Origin of the sequence: Nucisporomicrobium flavum (assembly GCF_016464385.1) — a bacterium.
In the GTDB taxonomy this organism is placed as follows: Bacteria; Actinomycetota; Actinomycetes; order Mycobacteriales; family Micromonosporaceae; genus Actinoplanes; species Actinoplanes flavus_A.
Window position 1 is genome coordinate 1 of the sequence record NZ_JADMLH010000027.1, and the last position, 16,783, is coordinate 16,783.

Sequence of the window (16,783 nt, forward strand, 5' to 3'; positions counted from 1 at the left end):
CGGGGACCGGCCCGATCGACCAGACGCTGATCGGCGACGGACAGAACATGTATCTGTTCTTCGCCGGGGACAACGGCAAGATCTACCGGGCCAGCATGCCGATCGGGAACTTCCCGGGCAGCTTCGGGTCGTCGTACACCACGATCATGAGTGACAGCACGAACAACCTGTTCGAGGCGCCGCAGGTGTACAAGGTGCAGGGTCAGAACCAGTACCTGATGATCGTCGAGGCGATCGGCGCGAACGGGCGGTACTTCCGCTCGTTCACGGCGACCAGCCTGGGTGGTACGTGGACCCCGCAGGCCGCGACGGAGAGCAACCCGTTCGCGGGCAAGGCCAACAGCGGCGCCACCTGGACCAACGACATCAGCCACGGTGAGCTGATCCGGACGAGCGCGGATCAGACGATGACGATCGACCCGTGCAACCTGCAACTGCTGTACCAGGGCCGCTCGCCCAGCTCGGGCGGCGACTACGGGCTCCTGCCGTACCGGCCGGGCCTGCTGACCCGCCAGCGCTGACACTGTCCGGCCGCCTCGCCCGTCCACCGGGTGGGGCGGCCGAGGCATGTCCGTCGCGGACCACCGGGACCGTCGCCCTCATCCTGAAGGAGAGCCCCGGACGGCGATGAGGACCTCGTACCGCAGGGCCGGATCGACCACGCAGTGCAATCCGAGGTCGACGATGCGGCCGTCGCGTACGTTCCATTCCCGCGCGCCGGGGTCGCGGCCCAGAAGCGGGCCGAGCGAGTCGATGGTGGGCTTCCCGAGGTTCGCCCAGTTGCGGCGAGGCCCGACCACGAACGCTAGCTGAAGGGCCACCCCACCGTCCGGCGTGCCTGCCGCTTGGTTGCCCAGACCGAGGCGAACTGGCCTCCCGGCCCGCTGCGCCTGGACGTCGGGCTGTGCCGGAGCCGAACCGATCGACGCGAGGAGGGCTCGGCAGCCGGTGCCGGCCGGCGGATGCAGGCGTTCGTGAGCGCTCGGGTCGGTCGGAAGCATGCAGCCGGCCTTGTTCTAGCGGGCCAGGCGGTCCAGTAGTTCGCCGAGCAGCGCGTTTTCGCCGGGGGTGAGGTCGCCCGGGTCGTTCCCGACCAGCGCTCGCAGCGTCAATGCGGCGCTCGCGCGGGTCGCAGGGGCGTCCGTGGAGGGTGTGTGCAGGACTCCGGCCAGCGCGGCCTCGCGGACGCGTTCGGACAGCCCGAAGTCCGGCTCCGGCTGGGTGATCAGGGTGAGCGTGATGCCGACGTTGGCGGCGAACACCTGTTCGGCGGCATCGGCCGCCGGGACCTTGAGCAGGCCCTGGGTGGCGGCGGCGGTGAATCGCTCGCGCAGCGCGGCGTGCGCGGGGGCGGTGACCGCGCAGGGCTTTCCCGGCTCGGCACGGCCGTAGAGCAACCCGTAGAACGAGGGGTGCTCCAGCCCGAACAGCACATGCCTGTCCCAGCCCTGGCGCAGGTCGTCCAGCGGGTCGCCGGAATTCTCGACCGCCGTGTACTGGGTGAAGCCGTGGTTGGCCACGGCGTCGATCAGGCCCTGTTTGCTGCCGAAGTGGTGATACAGCGTCGGGGCCTGCACCCCGGCGCGTTCGCACGCCGCTCTCGTGGACAGCGTGCCGCCGCTCTCCAGCAACTCGGCTGCGGCGAGGAGGAGTCGGTCCTTGGCGTTCTGCATGCTTGCTACATTAGCGCATGTAGCGCTACATTCGCTTCTATAGCGAGAGGAGAAGTCCATGAGGACTTGGTTCATCACCGGTGGGACGCCCGGAGGATTCGGTTTGACCTATGCCGAGGCTGCACTCGCGCAGGGCGATCAGGTGGTGGTGACAGCGCGTCGGCCCTCCGAGCTGCAGACGTGGGCTGAACCGCATGGTGAGCGTGTCCTGGTTCTTGAGCTCGATGTCACCGATGCCGACCAGGTGCGTGCGGCGGTCACGACGGCGGAAGAACGGTTCGGCGGATCGACGTGCTCGTCAACAGCGCGGGCCGTGGCTGGTACGGCTCGATCGAGGGTGCCCCCGGCGAGACGATCCGCCGCACCTTCGACCTCAACCTGTTCGCAGTGGTCGAGGTCATCCGCGCGGTCCTTCCGGGTATGCGGGCCCGCGGCAGCGGCTGGATCGTGAACATGTCATCGGTGGCCGGCCTCGTCGGCGCACAGGGGTTCGGCTACTACGCTGCGGCCAAGTTCGCGATCGAAGGACTGTCGGCGACACTGCGCCAGGAGGTCGAGCCGTTCGGCGTGCGCGTGCTCGTCGTCGAGCCGGGAGCGTTCCGCACCAGTGCCTTCTCGTACTTCCGGAACGAGCCCGTCAACGAGTCCGTCGACGCCTACGTGCCGATGGTCGAGGCCGTCAAGGCGGCATTCGTGGACGCTGACGGCAAGCAGGAAGGTGACCCTGTTCGTGGCGTGCAGGCCGTGATCAGCGCGATGAACGCACCCGTTGCACCGCACCGGATCGTGCTCGGCAACTCCGGCTACGACGCCGTCGTCGCGATGCACGAGAACGCCCTCGCGGAGCTGCGCGCGAACGAGAAGCTCTCGCGCTCAGCGGACTTCTGAGCCTGTCATCAGCGGCTGCACCGGTAACGCGCGCTGAGTCGCCTTGCCGCGACCCTGACGCGCCCCCACCCGACAAGAACGGAGAACAGAGATGGACAATCTTCCTCTTCCCAAGGCAATCGAGAACTTCATCGCGGCCACCAACGCGCACGACGCGAACGCGCTGACCGCGCTCTTCGCCGACGGGGCCACCGTGCGTGATGACGGAAAGACCTACGCCGGCGAGGCCGAGATCCGCGAATGGATCCAGGGGCACCTGATCAACCCCCAGATCGTGATCACGCCGACCTCGTTCGCGGACGACCGGCTGGTGGCCTCCGGAGACGGTGACTTCCCCGGCGGGCCCCTGTCCTTCGCGTTCGTCTTCGGCATCAGAGACGACCAGGTCACCGACCTCGCGATCGACCCCGTCTGACCCATCACCGGCAGGGACGGCCTGAGTGGTCGTGGGGTTCGGGCGTGAGTCCCCAGGGCAGGTGCCCTGAAGTCCGCTGACCGAGGAAGCGGGGGTGCCCGGTGGGTGCTCCCGCTTCACCTTTGGAGGCGGCTGGGGTCGAGGATGCGGGCCATCATCGACGCAGCTTGACGGCGGCTCAGGATGCGGGTCATGGCCACGCCGAACTGATTGGAGCGTCCGTCGATGACGGATGGGCCCGGGTTGCGGCTCTCGAGGTGGCGCAGCGCCGTGGCGACGACGTCCTCGGGCCGGCGCAGCTTGCCGGCGGTCAGGACCGCCGCCTCCGGGCCCATCCCGCTTGCGAAAGCGGTGTCCGTAGCGCCCGGGGACACCGCGAAAACCCTGATACCGCTGCCGCGCAGCTCCGTCCACAGTGACTCGGTGAAGCTGAGCATGAAGGCTTTCGTGGCGCTGTAGACAGCCATCCGGGGAGACGGGAAGTACGCGGAGACGCCGGTGACGTTGATGATGAAGCCGCCCCCGGCGCTCGTGATCTCCGGCAGGAATGCCGCCGTCAGCTCGACCGGGGCCGCGGCGTCGACGGCGATCTCGATGGCGAGGTGGCCGGGGTCGGCGTCGAGGACCGGCGCGAACGAGCCGACCGCGGCGTTGTTGATCAGGCTCGTGACCCGCAAGCCCAGGTCGGCGACCGCGCGGTGGAGGCCGGTTGCGGCGGCCGGCCGGGCGAGGTCTGCGGGGATCGATTCGACCCGGACGTCATGGGTACGGCGTAGCTCGTCCGCCATCGAGGCCAGCCGCTCGGCGCGACGGGCGACCAGCACGAGGTTCGAGCCGCGTGCGGCCAGGGCCCGGGCGAAGGCGGCACCGATGCCGGAGGTGGCGCCGGTCAGCAGAACGGTCTGTGCGCGGTAGTCGACGGTCATGGGACCAGCCAACGGTCTGCTCGCGGCGCCGTCCAAGACCTGTTTCGCAACCCGTCATGTCAGACGTGCATGACGGTCCCCGAGAAGGTTCGTCGCCGAGGTGACGAACTCCGCGACCAGCGGGTTCGGGTCCGCGGCGCGGGTGGCGACGACGACGTGGCAGGGCTCGATGTCGTCCACGGGGACGGCGGTCAGACCGGGCCGGAGGCTGAAGCGCCGGTCGCCGGCAGGGACCAGGGCGACGGCTCCGTCCGCGACGGCCTCGAGCTTGTCCTCATAGGCCTCGGCGAGGGCCGGGCCGAGCGGGGCGGGATTGCCGTCCGGTCGGGGCTCCAGCCGCCAGAAATCGGTCCAGGCGGCGTCCATGCCGGTGCACCCGACGAGCGATTCCGCGGCGATGTCCGCGGCGGTGACCGACTCCTTGCCGGCGAGGCGGTGGGTGGCGGGCACCAGCAGGACCCGGGACTCGGCGCGCAGGACGGTCACGTCGAGGTCGTCGGCAGGGATGGGGAGCGGCGTACGGATCACCAGGGCGTCGACGCGCCGGTCGAGCAGCGCGCCGGCGTCCGGGGAGCCGAGATGGCTGGTGCGCACGTGGGCGTCGGGATGCCGGTGGCGCAGGTCGCGGACGGCGGGGGTGATGACGAGATCGTCCGCGTATCCGACGGTGATCGCGCGTGCCGGTGCCGCGGCCCGTGCGGTGCTCACCGCCTGGCGGGCGGCGTGCAGCAGGCGCTGGGCCTGTGGAAGGAACGCCGCGCCGGCGGCGGTGAGCCGGCTGCCCTGGCTGGTGCGCTCCAGCAGGCGGACGCCGAGGGTGTCCTCCAGCCGCTGGATCTGCCGGCTCAGCGACGGCTGGGCGACCCGCAGCTCCTCGGCCGCACGCGCGAAGCTCAGCCGCTCGGCGACCACCGTGAAGTACCGGACCAGCCGCAGGTCCAGGTCGGGAGGCATGCGGCCAGCCTAACGGCTGTCAAGGGCGTACGGCCTGGGCGTGGAAGACCTGGTTGCCGTACGGGATGTCCTTCGGCGTGTACGCGATGCGGCCCGGGCACAGCCCGCGCTCGGCGAGGTCCCTGGCGATCAGCGGCACCGCCTCGATCGTCGCCGGGGGCCAGTCGTGCATGAGGATGATGCCGCCCGGCTGCAGGGTGCGCGCCGCCGCGGCGATCTCCTCGGCGGTCGCCCCGGCCCAGTCGCGCGAGTCCACCGTCCACAGGACCTCGAGCAGGCCGATGCGGTCCTCGTCGGCGCGGACCTGGTCGTCGGTCTCGCCGAACGGCGGGCGGAACAGGGTGGGTTCGCGGCCGGTGACGTCGCGAAGGGCCCACTGGGTGCTGGCGATCTCCTGGAAGGCGGCCGGTTCGCCGATCTGGGTCAGGTGGGGGTGGCTGTAGGTGTGGTTGCCCACCCACATCCCGGCGCGCAGTTCGGCGCGGACCAGGTCGGGCTGCTCGAGGGTGTGGTTGCCCTGGTTGAAGAACGTAGCGCGCAGGTGGTTGGCGCGCAGCGCGGCGAGCAGCTCGCCGGTGGTGGCGCTCGGGCCGTCGTCGTAGGTGAGGCCGACGTACCCGTTGTGGCACGGCCGGTTGTGGGCGGCGGCCTCGGAGGTTCCGGTGAAGCCGAAGACGGCGAGGGTGGAGGCGGCGAGCAGTGCGGTGACCCGGCCACGGAGACGGCGTTCGGGCATGACTTCTCCTCAGGGGATGGGGCGGCAACCGCCGAAAGTTTCAGGGCGGCTGCTCTTCCCGTACGCTAAGGAGCGCAGCGAAAGCCGTCAATAGGTGCCGAAAGTTCCGGGCGTCAGTACGAGTTGTTGCTCTGGAAGTGCGACCAGGCCCCGCACGGGGTGTGGTACCGGCCCTTGATGTAGCCGAGGCCCCACTTGATCTGGGTGGCCGGGTTCGTCCGCCAGTCCGAGCCGACCGAGCCCATCTTGCGGCCGGGCAGGGCCTGGGGAATCCCGTACGCACCGCTGGGGTTGGCGGCGCGCTCGTTCCAGCCGCTCTCGTGGTTCCACAGCTTGTTGAGGCAGGGGAACTCGGCGAGCCCGAAGCCGGCCTCCAGGGTCAGCGCGCAGCCGATCGCGCGGTTGCCGCTGTATTCCTTGCAGGACGTCGGGATCTCGCCGGCGAAGGCCACCGTCCCCTTCTCCTCGGCCGCCTTGCGCGCGATCACTTTCTTCTCCTGCTTGCGCGCCTTCGTCGCCGCGGAGCGGGCCTGGTCCGCGGCTTCGTCGGCCGCGTCGCTGGTGGCCGCGTGCCGCCAGGCGCGCGCGGCGATCTGCTGGGTGCGGCGGACCTGGAGGAACTGCAGCTCCTCGGCCTCGGCCTGGACGGCGACCCGGGTGCGCTCGTCCTGCTGCCGGTCGTCGCGCATCTGTCCTAGATGGACGCCGCCGATGACGCCTGCGACCAGCAGGCCGACGGAGGTGGCGCGAACACCGACCCGGCTCCAGAGCCCATCCACGAAACATCCCTTTCGTCAGCCACGGTGGCGGCACCATACCGGGTGCCGGCGACGCAGCCAAGCCCGGTGCGATTCGCTCCGGAAAAGTGCCGGAATTTCCGGAGACGGGATGCCGCCGCGATCACGCCCGTGTTGCCGAATTGTTATCCCGGTCTGCGGGTCAGTTAGGACCGAGCGCTTGTGCTGGGGCCCCTGATGGTCGACCGTTTCCGAAACAACAAAACTTTCTGATCTGATCGATCATCGACGCCCCGAAACTTTCGGAACCGATGTCTCGATCATGGAGGGGTCACCATGCGTAAGGGAGTGTTCGCCCTTGCTGCCGCCGGGCTGCTGGCCACGGGCAGCATCGCGGCCTGCGGCGACAGCGGCGGGTCCGACAGCGGCAGCACCAAAGGGAGCTCGTCGACCGGCAAGGTGGGCGTGATCCTGCCGGACACCAAGAGCTCGGCGCGGTGGGCCACCGCCGACCTGACGTACCTGAAGGCGGCGTTCGCGGCCGCCGGCGTGCAGGCGGACATCCAGAACGCTCAGGGCGACAAGACGCAGTTCCAGACCATCGCCGACGGCATGATCTCCAGCGGCGTCAAGGTGCTCATGATCGTGAACCTGGACTCCGGTACCGGCAAGGCTGTGCTGGACAAGGCCCGGGGCGCCGGTATCGCCACGATCGACTACGACCGGCTCACGCTCAACGGTGGCGCGAACTACTACGTGTCGTTCGACAACGTGAAGGTCGGCGAGCTGCAGGGCAAGGGCCTCGTCGACTGCCTGGCCGCCAAGAAGTACGACAAGCCGGTCGTCGCCGAGCTCAACGGGTCGCCGACCGACAACAACGCGACCCTCTTCAAGCAGGGTTACGACTCGGTCCTCAAGCCCAAGTACGACTCGGGCGAGTTCCAGAAGGGCCCGGACCAGTCCGTGCCGGAGTGGGACAACGCGCAGGCCGGCACGATCTTCGAGCAGATGCTGACCCAGAACAAGAACATCAAGGGCGTGCTCGCCGCCAACGACGGCCTCGGCAACGCGGCAATCTCGGTGCTCAAGCGGAACCGGCTCAACGGGCAGGTTCCGGTCACCGGCCAGGACGCCACCGTCCAGGGTCTGCAGAACATCCTCGCCGGCGACCAGTGCATGACGGTCTACAAGGCGATCAAGAAGGAGGCCGACGCGGCGTCCGAGCTGGCCATCGCTCTGGCCAAGAACCAGAAGCCGAGCACCGCCACCGGCGTCACCCGGGACCCGGAGTCGGGCAAGGACGTCCCCTCGGTGCTGCTGGAGCCGCAGTCGATCACCAAGGACAACATCAAGGACGTCATCGCCGACAAGTTCGTCACCAAGGAGCAGCTCTGCACCGGGGACTACGCCAAGGCCTGCACGGCCGCGGGCATCAGCTGACCCCCGAGCCGGTCGGCTGAACCCTCTCCAGCACCACGGCGCCGTCCACGTGCACAGTGCGTGGGCGGCGCCGCATCGACAAGGAGCATTCGTGGCCGCCACACCCCTCTTGGAGCTGAGCGGGATCGACAAGAGTTTCGGTCCCGTCCAGGTCCTGCACGACGTCGGTCTCTCCGCGTACGCCGGCGAGGTCACCGCGCTCGTCGGCGACAACGGCGCCGGCAAGTCGACCCTGGTCAAGTGCGTCAGCGGGATCTACACGATCGACGCCGGCACCGTCTCCTTCGACGGCCGGCCGGTGACCATCCACAGTCCCCGTGACGCCGCCGAACTGGGCATCGAGGTCGTCTACCAGGACCTCGCGCTCTGCGACAACCTCGACATCGTCCAGAACATGTTCCTCGGACGGGAGAAGGTACGCGGCATCGTCCTCGACGAGCCGACCATGGAACAGATGGCCGGCGACACCCTCGCCAGCCTCTCGGTGCGTACGGTGAAATCCCTGCGGCAGCTCGTGGCCAGCCTCTCCGGCGGCCAGCGGCAGACCGTGGCGATCGCCAAGGCCGTGCTCTGGAACAGTCGCGTGGTCATCCTCGACGAGCCCACCGCCGCCCTCGGCGTGGCCCAGACCGCCCAGGTCCTCGAGCTGGTCCGCCGCCTTGCCGACAGCGGCCTGGGTGTCGTGCTCATCTCGCACAACATGAACGACGTGTTCGCCGTTTCCGACCGCATCGCCGCGCTCTACCTCGGCCGGATGGCGGCCCAGGTCAAGACCAGCGAGGTGACCCACTCGCAGGTCGTGGAGCTGATCACGGCCGGCCGCAGCGGCACGGTCGGCCTGCCGCCGGAGCGACCCGACGGCAACGGCAACGGGAACGGCGTCGCCGTCGACATCACGCCCGGAGGCGACCAGTGACCACCAGCGCCACCCCCACCACCACGACGGCCGGCGGCCTGCGGGTCGCCCAGCCCACGGTGGCGAGCCATCTGCACGAGTACTGGCAGCGGGTCCGCGGCGGCGACCTGGGCAGCCTCCCGGCCGTCCTGGGCCTGATCGTGCTCTCACTGATCTTCTCCGTCGCCCGGGAGACGTTCACCAGCCCGCTCAACTTCGCCAACCTGTTCAACCAGGGCGCGCAGACCGTCTTCATCGCGATGGGCCTGATCTTCGTCCTGCTGCTGGGCGAGATCGACCTGTCCGCCGGCTTCGCTAGCGGCGTCTGCGGCGCGGTCATGGCGATCCTGCTCACCAACCACGGCTGGCCCTGGTACGGCGCCATCCCGGCAGCCCTGCTCACCGGCGTGGTGATCGGCCTGGTCCTGGGCCTGCTGATCGCGAAGGTCGGCATCCCGTCGTTCGTGGTGACCTTGGCCGCGTTCCTCGGCTTCCAGGGCCTCCTGCTGGTCCTGCTCAGCGGCGGCGTGAACATCTCCATCCGCGACTCGTTCGTGATCGCGCTGAACAACAAGAACATCCCGGTGCTGTGGAGCTGGGTCCTGGCCGTCGTGGCGGTGGCCGGCTATGCGCTGGTGCAGTTCAACCGGCGGCGTGCGCGGGCGGCGCGGGGCCTGGTCACCGACCCGGCCGGCGTCGTGCTGCTGCGCATCGGCGGGCTCGCGGTGGTCGTGCTCGCCACGACGGCCGTCCTGACGCAGGAGCGGGCCGTGAACCCGGCGATCAACTCGCTCAAGGGCGTACCGATCGTCGTGCCGATCATCGCCGCGTTCCTGATCCTGTGGACGTTCGTGCTGGGGCGGACCACGTACGGCCGGCACGTCTACGCGGTCGGCGGCAACACCGAGGCGGCCCGCCGGGCCGGCATCCCGGTCGACCGGATCCGCATCTCGGTCTTCGTGATCGGCTCGTTCATGGCGGCGATCGGCGGCATCCTCCAGGTCAGCCGGGCCAGCTCGGTCGACCCGAACACCGGCGGCAGCAACATCCTGCTGTACTCGGTGGGCGCGGCCGTGATCGGCGGCACCAGCCTCTTCGGCGGCAAGGGCAAGATCGTCAACGCCGTCATCGGCGGCGCGGTGATCGCCGTGATCGACAACGGCATGGGGCTGATGGGCTTCTCGTCCGGGCAGAAGTTCATCTTCACGGGACTGATCCTGCTCGTCGCGGCCAGCGTCGACGCCCTGGCCCGGCGCAGGGCGGCTGCCACCGGCACGCGATGAGGGCCGCGCCCGGCAAGGAGGACGTCCGGCGGCACAACCTGGGCACGGTGCTGCGGTACGTCCACGTGCACGGCGCGACGTCCCGGGCGGAGCTCACCACCCGGCTGGGCCTGAACCGCAGCACCATCGGCGCGCTCACGGCCGACCTGACGGCGGCCGGGCTCGTCTTCGAGCGCACCCAGCGCGACACCGGCCGGGCCGGGCGACCTTCGCTGGTCGTCCGGCCCCGGTCGGCCACGGTCTACGCGTACGCGCTGAGCATCGAGGTGGACCGGCTCCGGGCGGCCCGCGTGGGGCTGGGCGGGCGCATCCTCGACCGCCGTGAGGTGCCGCGCCCGCCCGGCATGGCCGTACCCGAGGCGGCCGGGCCGCTCGCGGCGTTCGTCCGGGAGATGGCCGGCGACGTCCCGGGCGACGGGCGGTTCGTGGGCACCGGCGTCGCCGTCGTCGGCCGGTCCCGGGCGGCGGACGGTACGGCGGTCCTCGTGCCGCGGCAGCACCTGGAGGACTTCGCGGCCGGCGACCTCGGCGTGCCGGGCCGGCTGAGCGTGGGCAACCACGCCGAGGTGTCGGCGCTCGCCGAGCACAGCCGGGGCGCCGCCGCGGGCTGCGACAACGTCCTCTACCTGTACGGCGACATCGGCGTCGGCGCCGGCATCATCGCGGACGGCCGCCGCACGCTGGGCCGGGGCGGCGAGGTGGGGCACGTGGTGGTGAACCCGTACGGGCGGCAGTGCCCGTGCGGGTCGCGCGGCTGCTGGGAGACGGAGATCGGCGAGCGGGCGTTGCTGCAGCACGCGGGCCGCTCCGGGGCGGCCGGGCGCGAGGCCGTGCTCGGGGTAGTCAAGGCGGCGATGTTCGGCGATGCGCGGGCCCAGTCAGCGATCCGTGAGGTGGGCGGGTGGATCGGCTTCGGCGTGGGCAACCTGGCGAACATCGTCAACCCGGAGGCCGTGATCTTCGGCGGGACGTTGCGTGACGTCTACCTGGCCGCGGCGGCGCACATCCGCAGCCGCATGAACGCTGTCGCGCTGCCCGCCTGCCGGGAGCAGGTCCGGCTGCGGACCCCCGGGCTCGGCGAGGACGCGGCGCTGATCGGCGCGGCGGAGCTGGCCTTCGAACGGCTGCTCGGCGATCCGCTGGTCAGCTGACGATTGTTGTCTTTGGGAGCGCTCCCATGTAACGATGACGGTCACTTCGTTGCCTCGCGAGGAGCCGGTCATGAGAGTGCGTACCCTGCTGGCGGTGCTGGCGCTGAGCCTGGCCTGGATCGTCGCCCCCGAGGGTGCGTCCGCCGCTCCGGCCCACAGCTACGGCGAGGCGCTGCAGAAGTCGCTGCTGTTCTACGAGGCTCAGGTGTCGGGCAAGAAGCCCGCCTGGAACCGCGTCTCCTGGCGCGGCGACTCCGCGATGCGCGACGGCTCCGATGTGGGGCTCGACCTCACCGGCGGCTGGTTCGACGCCGGCGACCACGTCAAGTTCGGCCTGCCGATGGCGTTCACCACGACCATGCTGGCCTGGGGCGCGGTGGAGAACCGGGACGCGTACGCGAGCTCCGGCCAGCTCACCCACCTGCTGAACAACCTGCGCGTACCGAACGACTACTTCATCAAGGCGCACCCCTCGCCCAACGTCCTGTACGGCCAGGTCGGCAAGGGCGACGACGACCACAAGTGGTGGGGTCCCGCCGAGGTGCTGCCGATGGCGCGGCCGGCGTACAAGATCGATGCGAGCTGCGGCGGCACGGAGCTCGCGGCGGAGACGGCGGCCGCGATGGCAGCCAGCTCGATGGTGTTCCGGGCCACCGACCCGACCTATGCGGACACTCTGCTGACCCACGCCAAGCAGCTCTACACGTTCGCCGACACGGTCCGGAAGAGCTACCACGAGTGCATCACCGACGCGACCGCGTTCTACAAGTCCTGGAGCGGCTACGCCGACGAGCTGGTGTGGGGTGCGATCTGGCTGCACCGCGCCACCGGTGACGCCTCCTACCTCGCCAAGGCCGAGGCCGGCTACGACGCCCAGGGCAACGAGAACCAGACCAGCACCAAGATGTACAAGTGGACGATCTCCTGGGACAACAAGCAGTACGGCACCTACGTTCTGCTCGCCCAGCTGACCGGCAAGCAGAAGTACCTCGACGACGCCAACCGCTGGCTCGACTGGTTCACCGTCGGCGTCAACGGCGAGAAGGTCCGTACGTCGCCGGGCGGCATGGTGGTCGTGGACAGCTGGGGCGCCCTGCGCTACGCCGCCAACACCGCGTTCGTGGCGCTGGTCCACAGTGACCACCTCGCCGACGCCACCCGCAAGCAGCGCTACCACGACTTCGCCGTCAAACAGATCAACTACGCGCTGGGCGACAACCCGCGCAACTCCAGCTACGTGATCGGCTTCGGCTCCAACGCGCCGAAGAACCCCCATCACCGTACGGCGCACGGCTCGTGGTGGGACAGCCAGCAGGTGCCCGAGCAGACCCGGCACACCCTGTACGGCGCGCTGGTCGGCGGCCCCTCGTCGCCGGACGACAAGTACACCGACAGCCGCGGCGACTACGTGATGAACGAGGTTGCCACCGACTACAACGCCGGATTCACCTCGGCCGTGGCCCGCCTCTACGGCGAGTACGGCGGCGCTCCGCTGGCCAACTTCCCGCAGGCCGAGAAGCCGGACATGGCGGAGCTGTCGGTGGAGACGACCGTCATGCAGAACGAGACCCGGTCCACCGGCGTGAAGGTCGTCGTCTACAACAAGTCCGCGTTCCCCGCGCGGGCGCTGACCGCCGGCAAGTTCCGGTACTACTTCACCCGCGACGGCGACGCGGCGCTGAGCGTCAGCTCGCCGTACACGCAGGGCTGCCCGGGGCCGACCGCGGCGAAGCAGTACTCCGGCGACATCTGGTACGTCGAGGTGGACTGCACCGGCTACACCATCGCGCCGGCCGGGCAGTCCGCGCACCGGATGGAGGTGCAGCTCAAGATCGGTGTGGTCGAGGGCGGCACGTGGGACCCCACCGACGACCCGTCGTACCAGGCGGCGGCCGGCCCGAACCCGGGCGTGACGCTCTATGACGGCGGCACGCGGGTGTGGGGCACCGAGCCGGGCACCGCCACCCCGGGCCCGGACCCGTCGCCCTCGCAGCCTTCGCCCTCGCCCTCGCAGCCGTCGCCGTCCCCCTCCCAGCCGTCCCCCTCACCGTCGCAGCCGGCCGGGTGCCGGGTCGCGTACAGCACCAACGACTGGAGCACCGGTTTCACCGCGACGGTGACCGTGACCAACGGGCCCACCGCGGCGACGAGCTGGGCGCTGACGTTCGCGTACACCGCCGGGCAGCGGGTCACCCAGGCGTGGTCGGCGGACGTCACCCAGAGCGGTACGCAGGTGACCGCCCGGAACACGACGTACAACGGCACGCTCGCTCCCGGTGCGACGGTCAGCTTCGGGTTCAACGGCACCTCCACCGGCAGCAACCCCCGCCCGGCCGCCTTCGCGCTGAACGGGGCCGCCTGCACGCTCGCTTGAGGCGTCCCCGTACGGGTGATCGTGGGCGCGGCCGTCCGCGGGTAACGTGGCTGCGCGACCTGTCGGTGGGGGCCGAGGCGTGGGTGCGCCGATGTGCAGGTGCTGTCGCAGGCACTGCGGAGGACCCCCATGACCCGAAGCGACGTCGACGTCGACGGGCGGATGCTCGGCGCGCTGTGCGCCATCGGCAGCCACCCGCGCGAGTGGGCGCCGGTGGAGCCGGCCGTCCAGGGCATCCGGCAGCACCGCCGGCACCGGCACGTCACCGAGGTGCTGCAGCGCAGCCTGCTCGGCACGCTGCCGGCCATCCCCGGGATCGAGCTGCACGGCCGCTACCTGCCCGCCGGCCCGGACACCGGCGTGGGCGGGGACTGGTACGACGCGTTCCAGCAGCCCGACGGCTCGGTGATGCTGGCGGTGGGCGACGTGTGCGGCCACGACGTCGAGGCCGCCGCCACGATGGGTCAGCTGCGGAACCTGGTCCGCGGTACCGCGTACGGAAGGAACGACGAGCCCGGCACGGTGCTGCAGCGGGTGCACTCGGCCGTGGACGGTATGGCCGTGCCGGTGATGGCCACGATGCTGCTGGCCCGGATGGTGCCCGACCGGCGCGGGCACAGCGTCGGCTTCGCCAGCGCCGGGCACCTGCCGCCGCTGGTGGCGTGCCCGGACGGCGGTGTCGAGGTGTGGTGGGAGAGCCCGGAACCGCTGCTCGGCCCGGTGCCCTGCCCGCGGCGCACCACCCATCGCCGGGCGCTGCCGGCCGGGTCGACGCTGCTGCTCTACACCGACGGGCTGGTGGAGGAGCCGGGGCAGATCGTCGACGCCGGCATCCACCGGATCGCCCAGCTGCTCGACGCGAACCGGCATCTGCCCGGTGACCGGCTGTGCGCCCTGCTGCTCGCTGCGGCGCCGAGCCGGCGGGACGACATCGCGCTGCTGCTCGTGCGTCCCACGTGACGCGCGCCATGGTCGCACGCAGGGAAATCTCGTCGAATCAATGCACTTTTAAGATCAACCGCTCGACGCAGCGAGCGACATGGGGGAGCAGCGCGATGACCGGTCGCCCGACCCGGCAGTGGAACGGCCTCACCATCCCGGAACCCGGCGTGTACGTCCTGGACGACGCGCACAAACGGATCGGGTTCCACGCCCAGCACATGATGGTCAGCCTGATCCGGGGCGAGTTCACGCAGGCGACGGCCACGATCGTCGTGCACGAGGATCCGCTGCAGACGTCGCTGACGGCCACCATCCAGGCGGCGAGCATCGACACCAGCAACGCCGAGCGGGACACGCACCTGCGCAGCGCCGACTTCCTGGACGTGGCGGCGTACCCGGTGCTGGAGTTCCGTAGCACCGGCCTCAAGTGGCTCGGCGGCGACGACGCGATCTTCCTGTGGGCGCAGTTGCGCAACAACCCGCTCAGCCGGCGCCGGGCCCCCGGGCCGGCGACGCCCGCGCCGGTGGCCCGGCCGCCCGGCCGGTTCGTGCTCGCGGGGGACCTCACCGTCAGGGACGTCACCCGGCAGGTCGACCTCGACGTCGACTTCGGCGGCGCCGGGCGCGACCCGTACGGCCGGGACATCTTCGGCTTCACCGCGCATGCCGAGATCGACCGGGAGAGCTACGGTCTGCTGTGGAACGTCGCGTTGGAGACGGGCGGCGTCCTGGTCGGCAAGAAGGTCCGCATCGAGATCGCCGGCGAGGCCATCCGCCAGGCCTGACCCGGCCTCGTCACCAGCGGTCGTGGTGGATGAGGCCCTCGAGCGGGGTGCGCGTACGCCAGCCGTGCCGCTCCAGGTCGGGTACGGCCTCGAGGTGGGTCACCGGGCCGAGGCACAGCCACGCGACGGGCCGTACGCCGGCCGGGATGCCGAGCAGCTCGCCGAGGAACTCCTCACGGTAGAACGACACCCAGCCCACGCCGAGCCCTTCCGCGGTGGCGGCCAGCCACAGGTTCTGGATCGCCAGGCACACGGAGTACAGGCCGGCGTCGGCGATCGCGTGCCGGCCGAGGACCGCGGGCGCGCCGCGCTGCGCGTCGTACGTGACCACCACCGAGAGTCCCGCCTCCAGCACCCCGTCGATCTTGATGCGGGCGAAGCGGTCCGCCTCGGGGCCGCTCAGCGTCGCGGCGAAGGTCTCGCGCTCGGCCTGCACATGGTCGTGGAAGCGGCGGCGGATGTGCTCGTCGTGGACGAGGACGAAGTCCCACGGCTGCGAGAGCCCCACGCTGGGCGCGGCGTGCGCGGCGGCGAGGATCCGGTGCAGAACCTCGGCCGGTACGGGCTCGCCGGTGAACTCGGCGCGGACGTCGCGACGGCGGCTGATGACGTCGTAGAGGTCGGTATTCATCGAGGGGCGACTCTAGACCCGTTGACAGCCGGCGCGGGACCGGGTTAATTGTTCGACAACTTGCCAATTCCGGGACGGTTCCCCCACCTGTCCGCCCGGAGGCGGCCCGTCCCCACGGAAGGTCCCCATGAAACGGATCCTCGCTGTCACCGGCGCGGTGGCCGTCGCCGCCGCTCTCGCCGCCTTCGGCGTCACGAACGCGACGGCCGCGACCGCCCCCGCCGTCCGCGCCGCCGCGCTCGACCCCACCGTGGCGCCCGGCGGCAACTTCAACCTCGCCGTATGGTCGCTGCAGCTGCCGATCGGCTCGCCCGGCTCCCCGACGACCATCCCGCCCGCGCAGCTCAAGGGACCCGGCGGGTACACGAACCCGGCGTACTTCTGGACCGACAAGAACGACGGCTCGATGACGTTCTGGGCGCCGGAGAAGGGCGTCACCACGCCCAACTCGAACTACGCGCGCTCCGAGCTGCGGGAGATGAACGCGAACGGCAGCGCCGCCGACTGGCCGCTCGCCGGCAACCACACGCTCAGCGCCACCCTGCGCATTCCCCAGGTGACCAAGAACGTCTGCGTGGGGCAGGTGCACCTGGGCTCGGGCGGCTCGTCCACCAAGCCGCTGCTCGAGCTCTACTACCGGCCCAACGGCGACATCCACCTCGGCACGGAGAACTCGCCGGCGGGCGGCCAGACGCTGCACCCGGTCGGGAACGTACCGCTGGGCAAGACGTGGAGCTACGTCATCAACGTGTCGGGCAACCGGATCAACCTGACGGTGAACGGCGCGAGGACCAGCTACTCCATCCCGTCGTCGTTCAACCCGTACAAGCAGTACTTCAAGGCCGGCTCGTACAACCAGTCGTCGTCGGAGAGCACCACCAACGGCGCGAAGGTCAAGTTCTACGCGCTGACCGTCTCGCACAGCTGAACCCGGGATGAGGGGGCATAGTGCT

General features: G+C 70.4%; 17 protein-coding genes and 1 pseudogene. 11 read left to right on the top strand and 7 right to left on the bottom strand.

The features are described from left to right. On the top strand, positions 1 to 521 hold a 521-nt coding region (locus tag IT780_RS37970), incomplete at its 5' end, for a non-reducing end alpha-L-arabinofuranosidase family hydrolase (protein ID WP_267910245.1). Positions 522 to 599: 78 nt separating this feature from the next. Here IT780_RS37970 and IT780_RS37975 read toward each other — a convergent pair. Together IT780_RS37975 and IT780_RS37980 are read right to left on the bottom strand one after the other, a co-directional pair. After that, positions 600 to 821: a hypothetical protein gene (locus IT780_RS37975; protein WP_233414187.1), complete on the bottom strand. Its 222-nt coding sequence runs from the start codon at positions 819 to 821 to the stop codon at positions 600 to 602. Between the two features lie 195 nt (positions 822 to 1,016). Further along, positions 1,017 to 1,673, bottom strand: coding sequence for a TetR/AcrR family transcriptional regulator (locus IT780_RS37980; RefSeq protein ID WP_199516713.1), 657 nt, complete (start codon positions 1,671 to 1,673; stop codon positions 1,017 to 1,019). A gap of 58 nt (positions 1,674 to 1,731) precedes the next feature. Between IT780_RS37980 and IT780_RS37985 the strand changes: the two are divergent. Further along, positions 1,732 to 2,561: pseudogene (locus IT780_RS37985) on the top strand (SDR family NAD(P)-dependent oxidoreductase). 91 nt (positions 2,562 to 2,652) lie between these two features. Next, a complete protein-coding gene (locus IT780_RS37990; RefSeq protein WP_199516714.1) occupies positions 2,653 to 2,976 on the top strand; it encodes a nuclear transport factor 2 family protein in 324 nt (107 codons plus the stop codon). Between the two features lie 116 nt (positions 2,977 to 3,092). Here the strand turns inward: IT780_RS37990 and IT780_RS37995 are convergent, their stop codons facing one another. The 4 genes from IT780_RS37995 to IT780_RS38010 form a co-directional block, all read right to left on the bottom strand. After that, positions 3,093 to 3,902, bottom strand: coding sequence for an SDR family NAD(P)-dependent oxidoreductase (locus tag IT780_RS37995; RefSeq protein WP_199516715.1), 810 nt, complete (start codon positions 3,900 to 3,902; stop codon positions 3,093 to 3,095). 54 nt (positions 3,903 to 3,956) lie between these two features. Beyond that, on the bottom strand, positions 3,957 to 4,856 hold the full coding sequence (locus IT780_RS38000; protein ID WP_199516716.1) for a LysR family transcriptional regulator: 900 nt from the start codon (positions 4,854 to 4,856) through the stop codon (positions 3,957 to 3,959). Positions 4,857 to 4,875: 19 nt separating this feature from the next. Then, entirely contained in the window at positions 4,876 to 5,592 is a 717-nt protein-coding gene (locus IT780_RS38005) for a polysaccharide deacetylase family protein (RefSeq protein WP_233414188.1), read from the bottom strand. A gap of 113 nt (positions 5,593 to 5,705) precedes the next feature. Continuing rightward, positions 5,706 to 6,371, bottom strand: a complete 666-nt coding sequence (locus IT780_RS38010; RefSeq protein ID WP_199516717.1) for an aggregation-promoting factor C-terminal-like domain-containing protein — start codon at positions 6,369 to 6,371, stop codon at positions 5,706 to 5,708. Positions 6,372 to 6,665: 294 nt separating this feature from the next. On the opposite strand from IT780_RS38010, the gene IT780_RS38015 reads away from it, so the two are divergent. The 7 genes from IT780_RS38015 to IT780_RS38045 all read left to right on the top strand — a co-directional run bounded on the left by IT780_RS38015 (position 6,666) and on the right by IT780_RS38045 (position 15,199). Continuing rightward, the gene (locus IT780_RS38015; protein ID WP_199516718.1) at positions 6,666 to 7,769 is read left to right on the top strand and encodes a sugar ABC transporter substrate-binding protein; all 1,104 of its coding nucleotides are present in this window, start codon (positions 6,666 to 6,668) and stop codon (positions 7,767 to 7,769) included. Positions 7,770 to 7,860: 91 nt separating this feature from the next. Next, positions 7,861 to 8,685, top strand: a complete 825-nt coding sequence (locus IT780_RS38020; RefSeq protein WP_199516719.1) for an ATP-binding cassette domain-containing protein — start codon at positions 7,861 to 7,863, stop codon at positions 8,683 to 8,685. Further along, complete coding sequence (locus IT780_RS38025; RefSeq protein WP_307831602.1) at positions 8,682 to 9,947, top strand: sugar ABC transporter permease; 1,266 nt, start codon at positions 8,682 to 8,684, stop codon at positions 9,945 to 9,947. The genes IT780_RS38020 and IT780_RS38025 overlap by 4 nt, the downstream gene beginning before the upstream one ends. Then, positions 9,944 to 11,098 carry an ROK family transcriptional regulator gene (locus tag IT780_RS38030; RefSeq protein WP_199516720.1) on the top strand — a complete coding sequence of 385 codons (1,155 nt, stop codon included), beginning with the start codon at positions 9,944 to 9,946 and terminating at the stop codon, positions 11,096 to 11,098. Before IT780_RS38025 ends, IT780_RS38030 begins: the two co-directional genes overlap by 4 nt. 70 nt (positions 11,099 to 11,168) lie before the next feature. Next, on the top strand, positions 11,169 to 13,472 hold the full coding sequence (locus tag IT780_RS38035; protein WP_233414189.1) for a glycoside hydrolase family 9 protein: 2,304 nt from the start codon (positions 11,169 to 11,171) through the stop codon (positions 13,470 to 13,472). A 129-nt stretch (positions 13,473 to 13,601) separates the two neighbouring features. Further along, positions 13,602 to 14,432, top strand: a complete 831-nt coding sequence (locus IT780_RS38040; protein ID WP_199516722.1) for a PP2C family protein-serine/threonine phosphatase — start codon at positions 13,602 to 13,604, stop codon at positions 14,430 to 14,432. 95 nt (positions 14,433 to 14,527) lie between these two features. Beyond that, complete coding sequence (locus IT780_RS38045; RefSeq protein WP_199516723.1) at positions 14,528 to 15,199, top strand: YceI family protein; 672 nt, start codon at positions 14,528 to 14,530, stop codon at positions 15,197 to 15,199. Positions 15,200 to 15,209: 10 nt separating this feature from the next. Here the strand turns inward: IT780_RS38045 and bluB are convergent, their stop codons facing one another. Beyond that, entirely contained in the window at positions 15,210 to 15,830 is a 621-nt protein-coding gene (gene bluB, locus IT780_RS38050; protein ID WP_199516724.1) for a 5,6-dimethylbenzimidazole synthase, read from the bottom strand. A 127-nt stretch (positions 15,831 to 15,957) separates the two neighbouring features. Between bluB and IT780_RS38055 the strand changes: the two genes are divergently transcribed. Beyond that, positions 15,958 to 16,758, top strand: a complete 801-nt coding sequence (locus IT780_RS38055; protein WP_199516725.1) for a polysaccharide lyase family 7 protein — start codon at positions 15,958 to 15,960, stop codon at positions 16,756 to 16,758. The last annotated feature ends 25 nt before the right edge of the window (positions 16,759 to 16,783 follow it).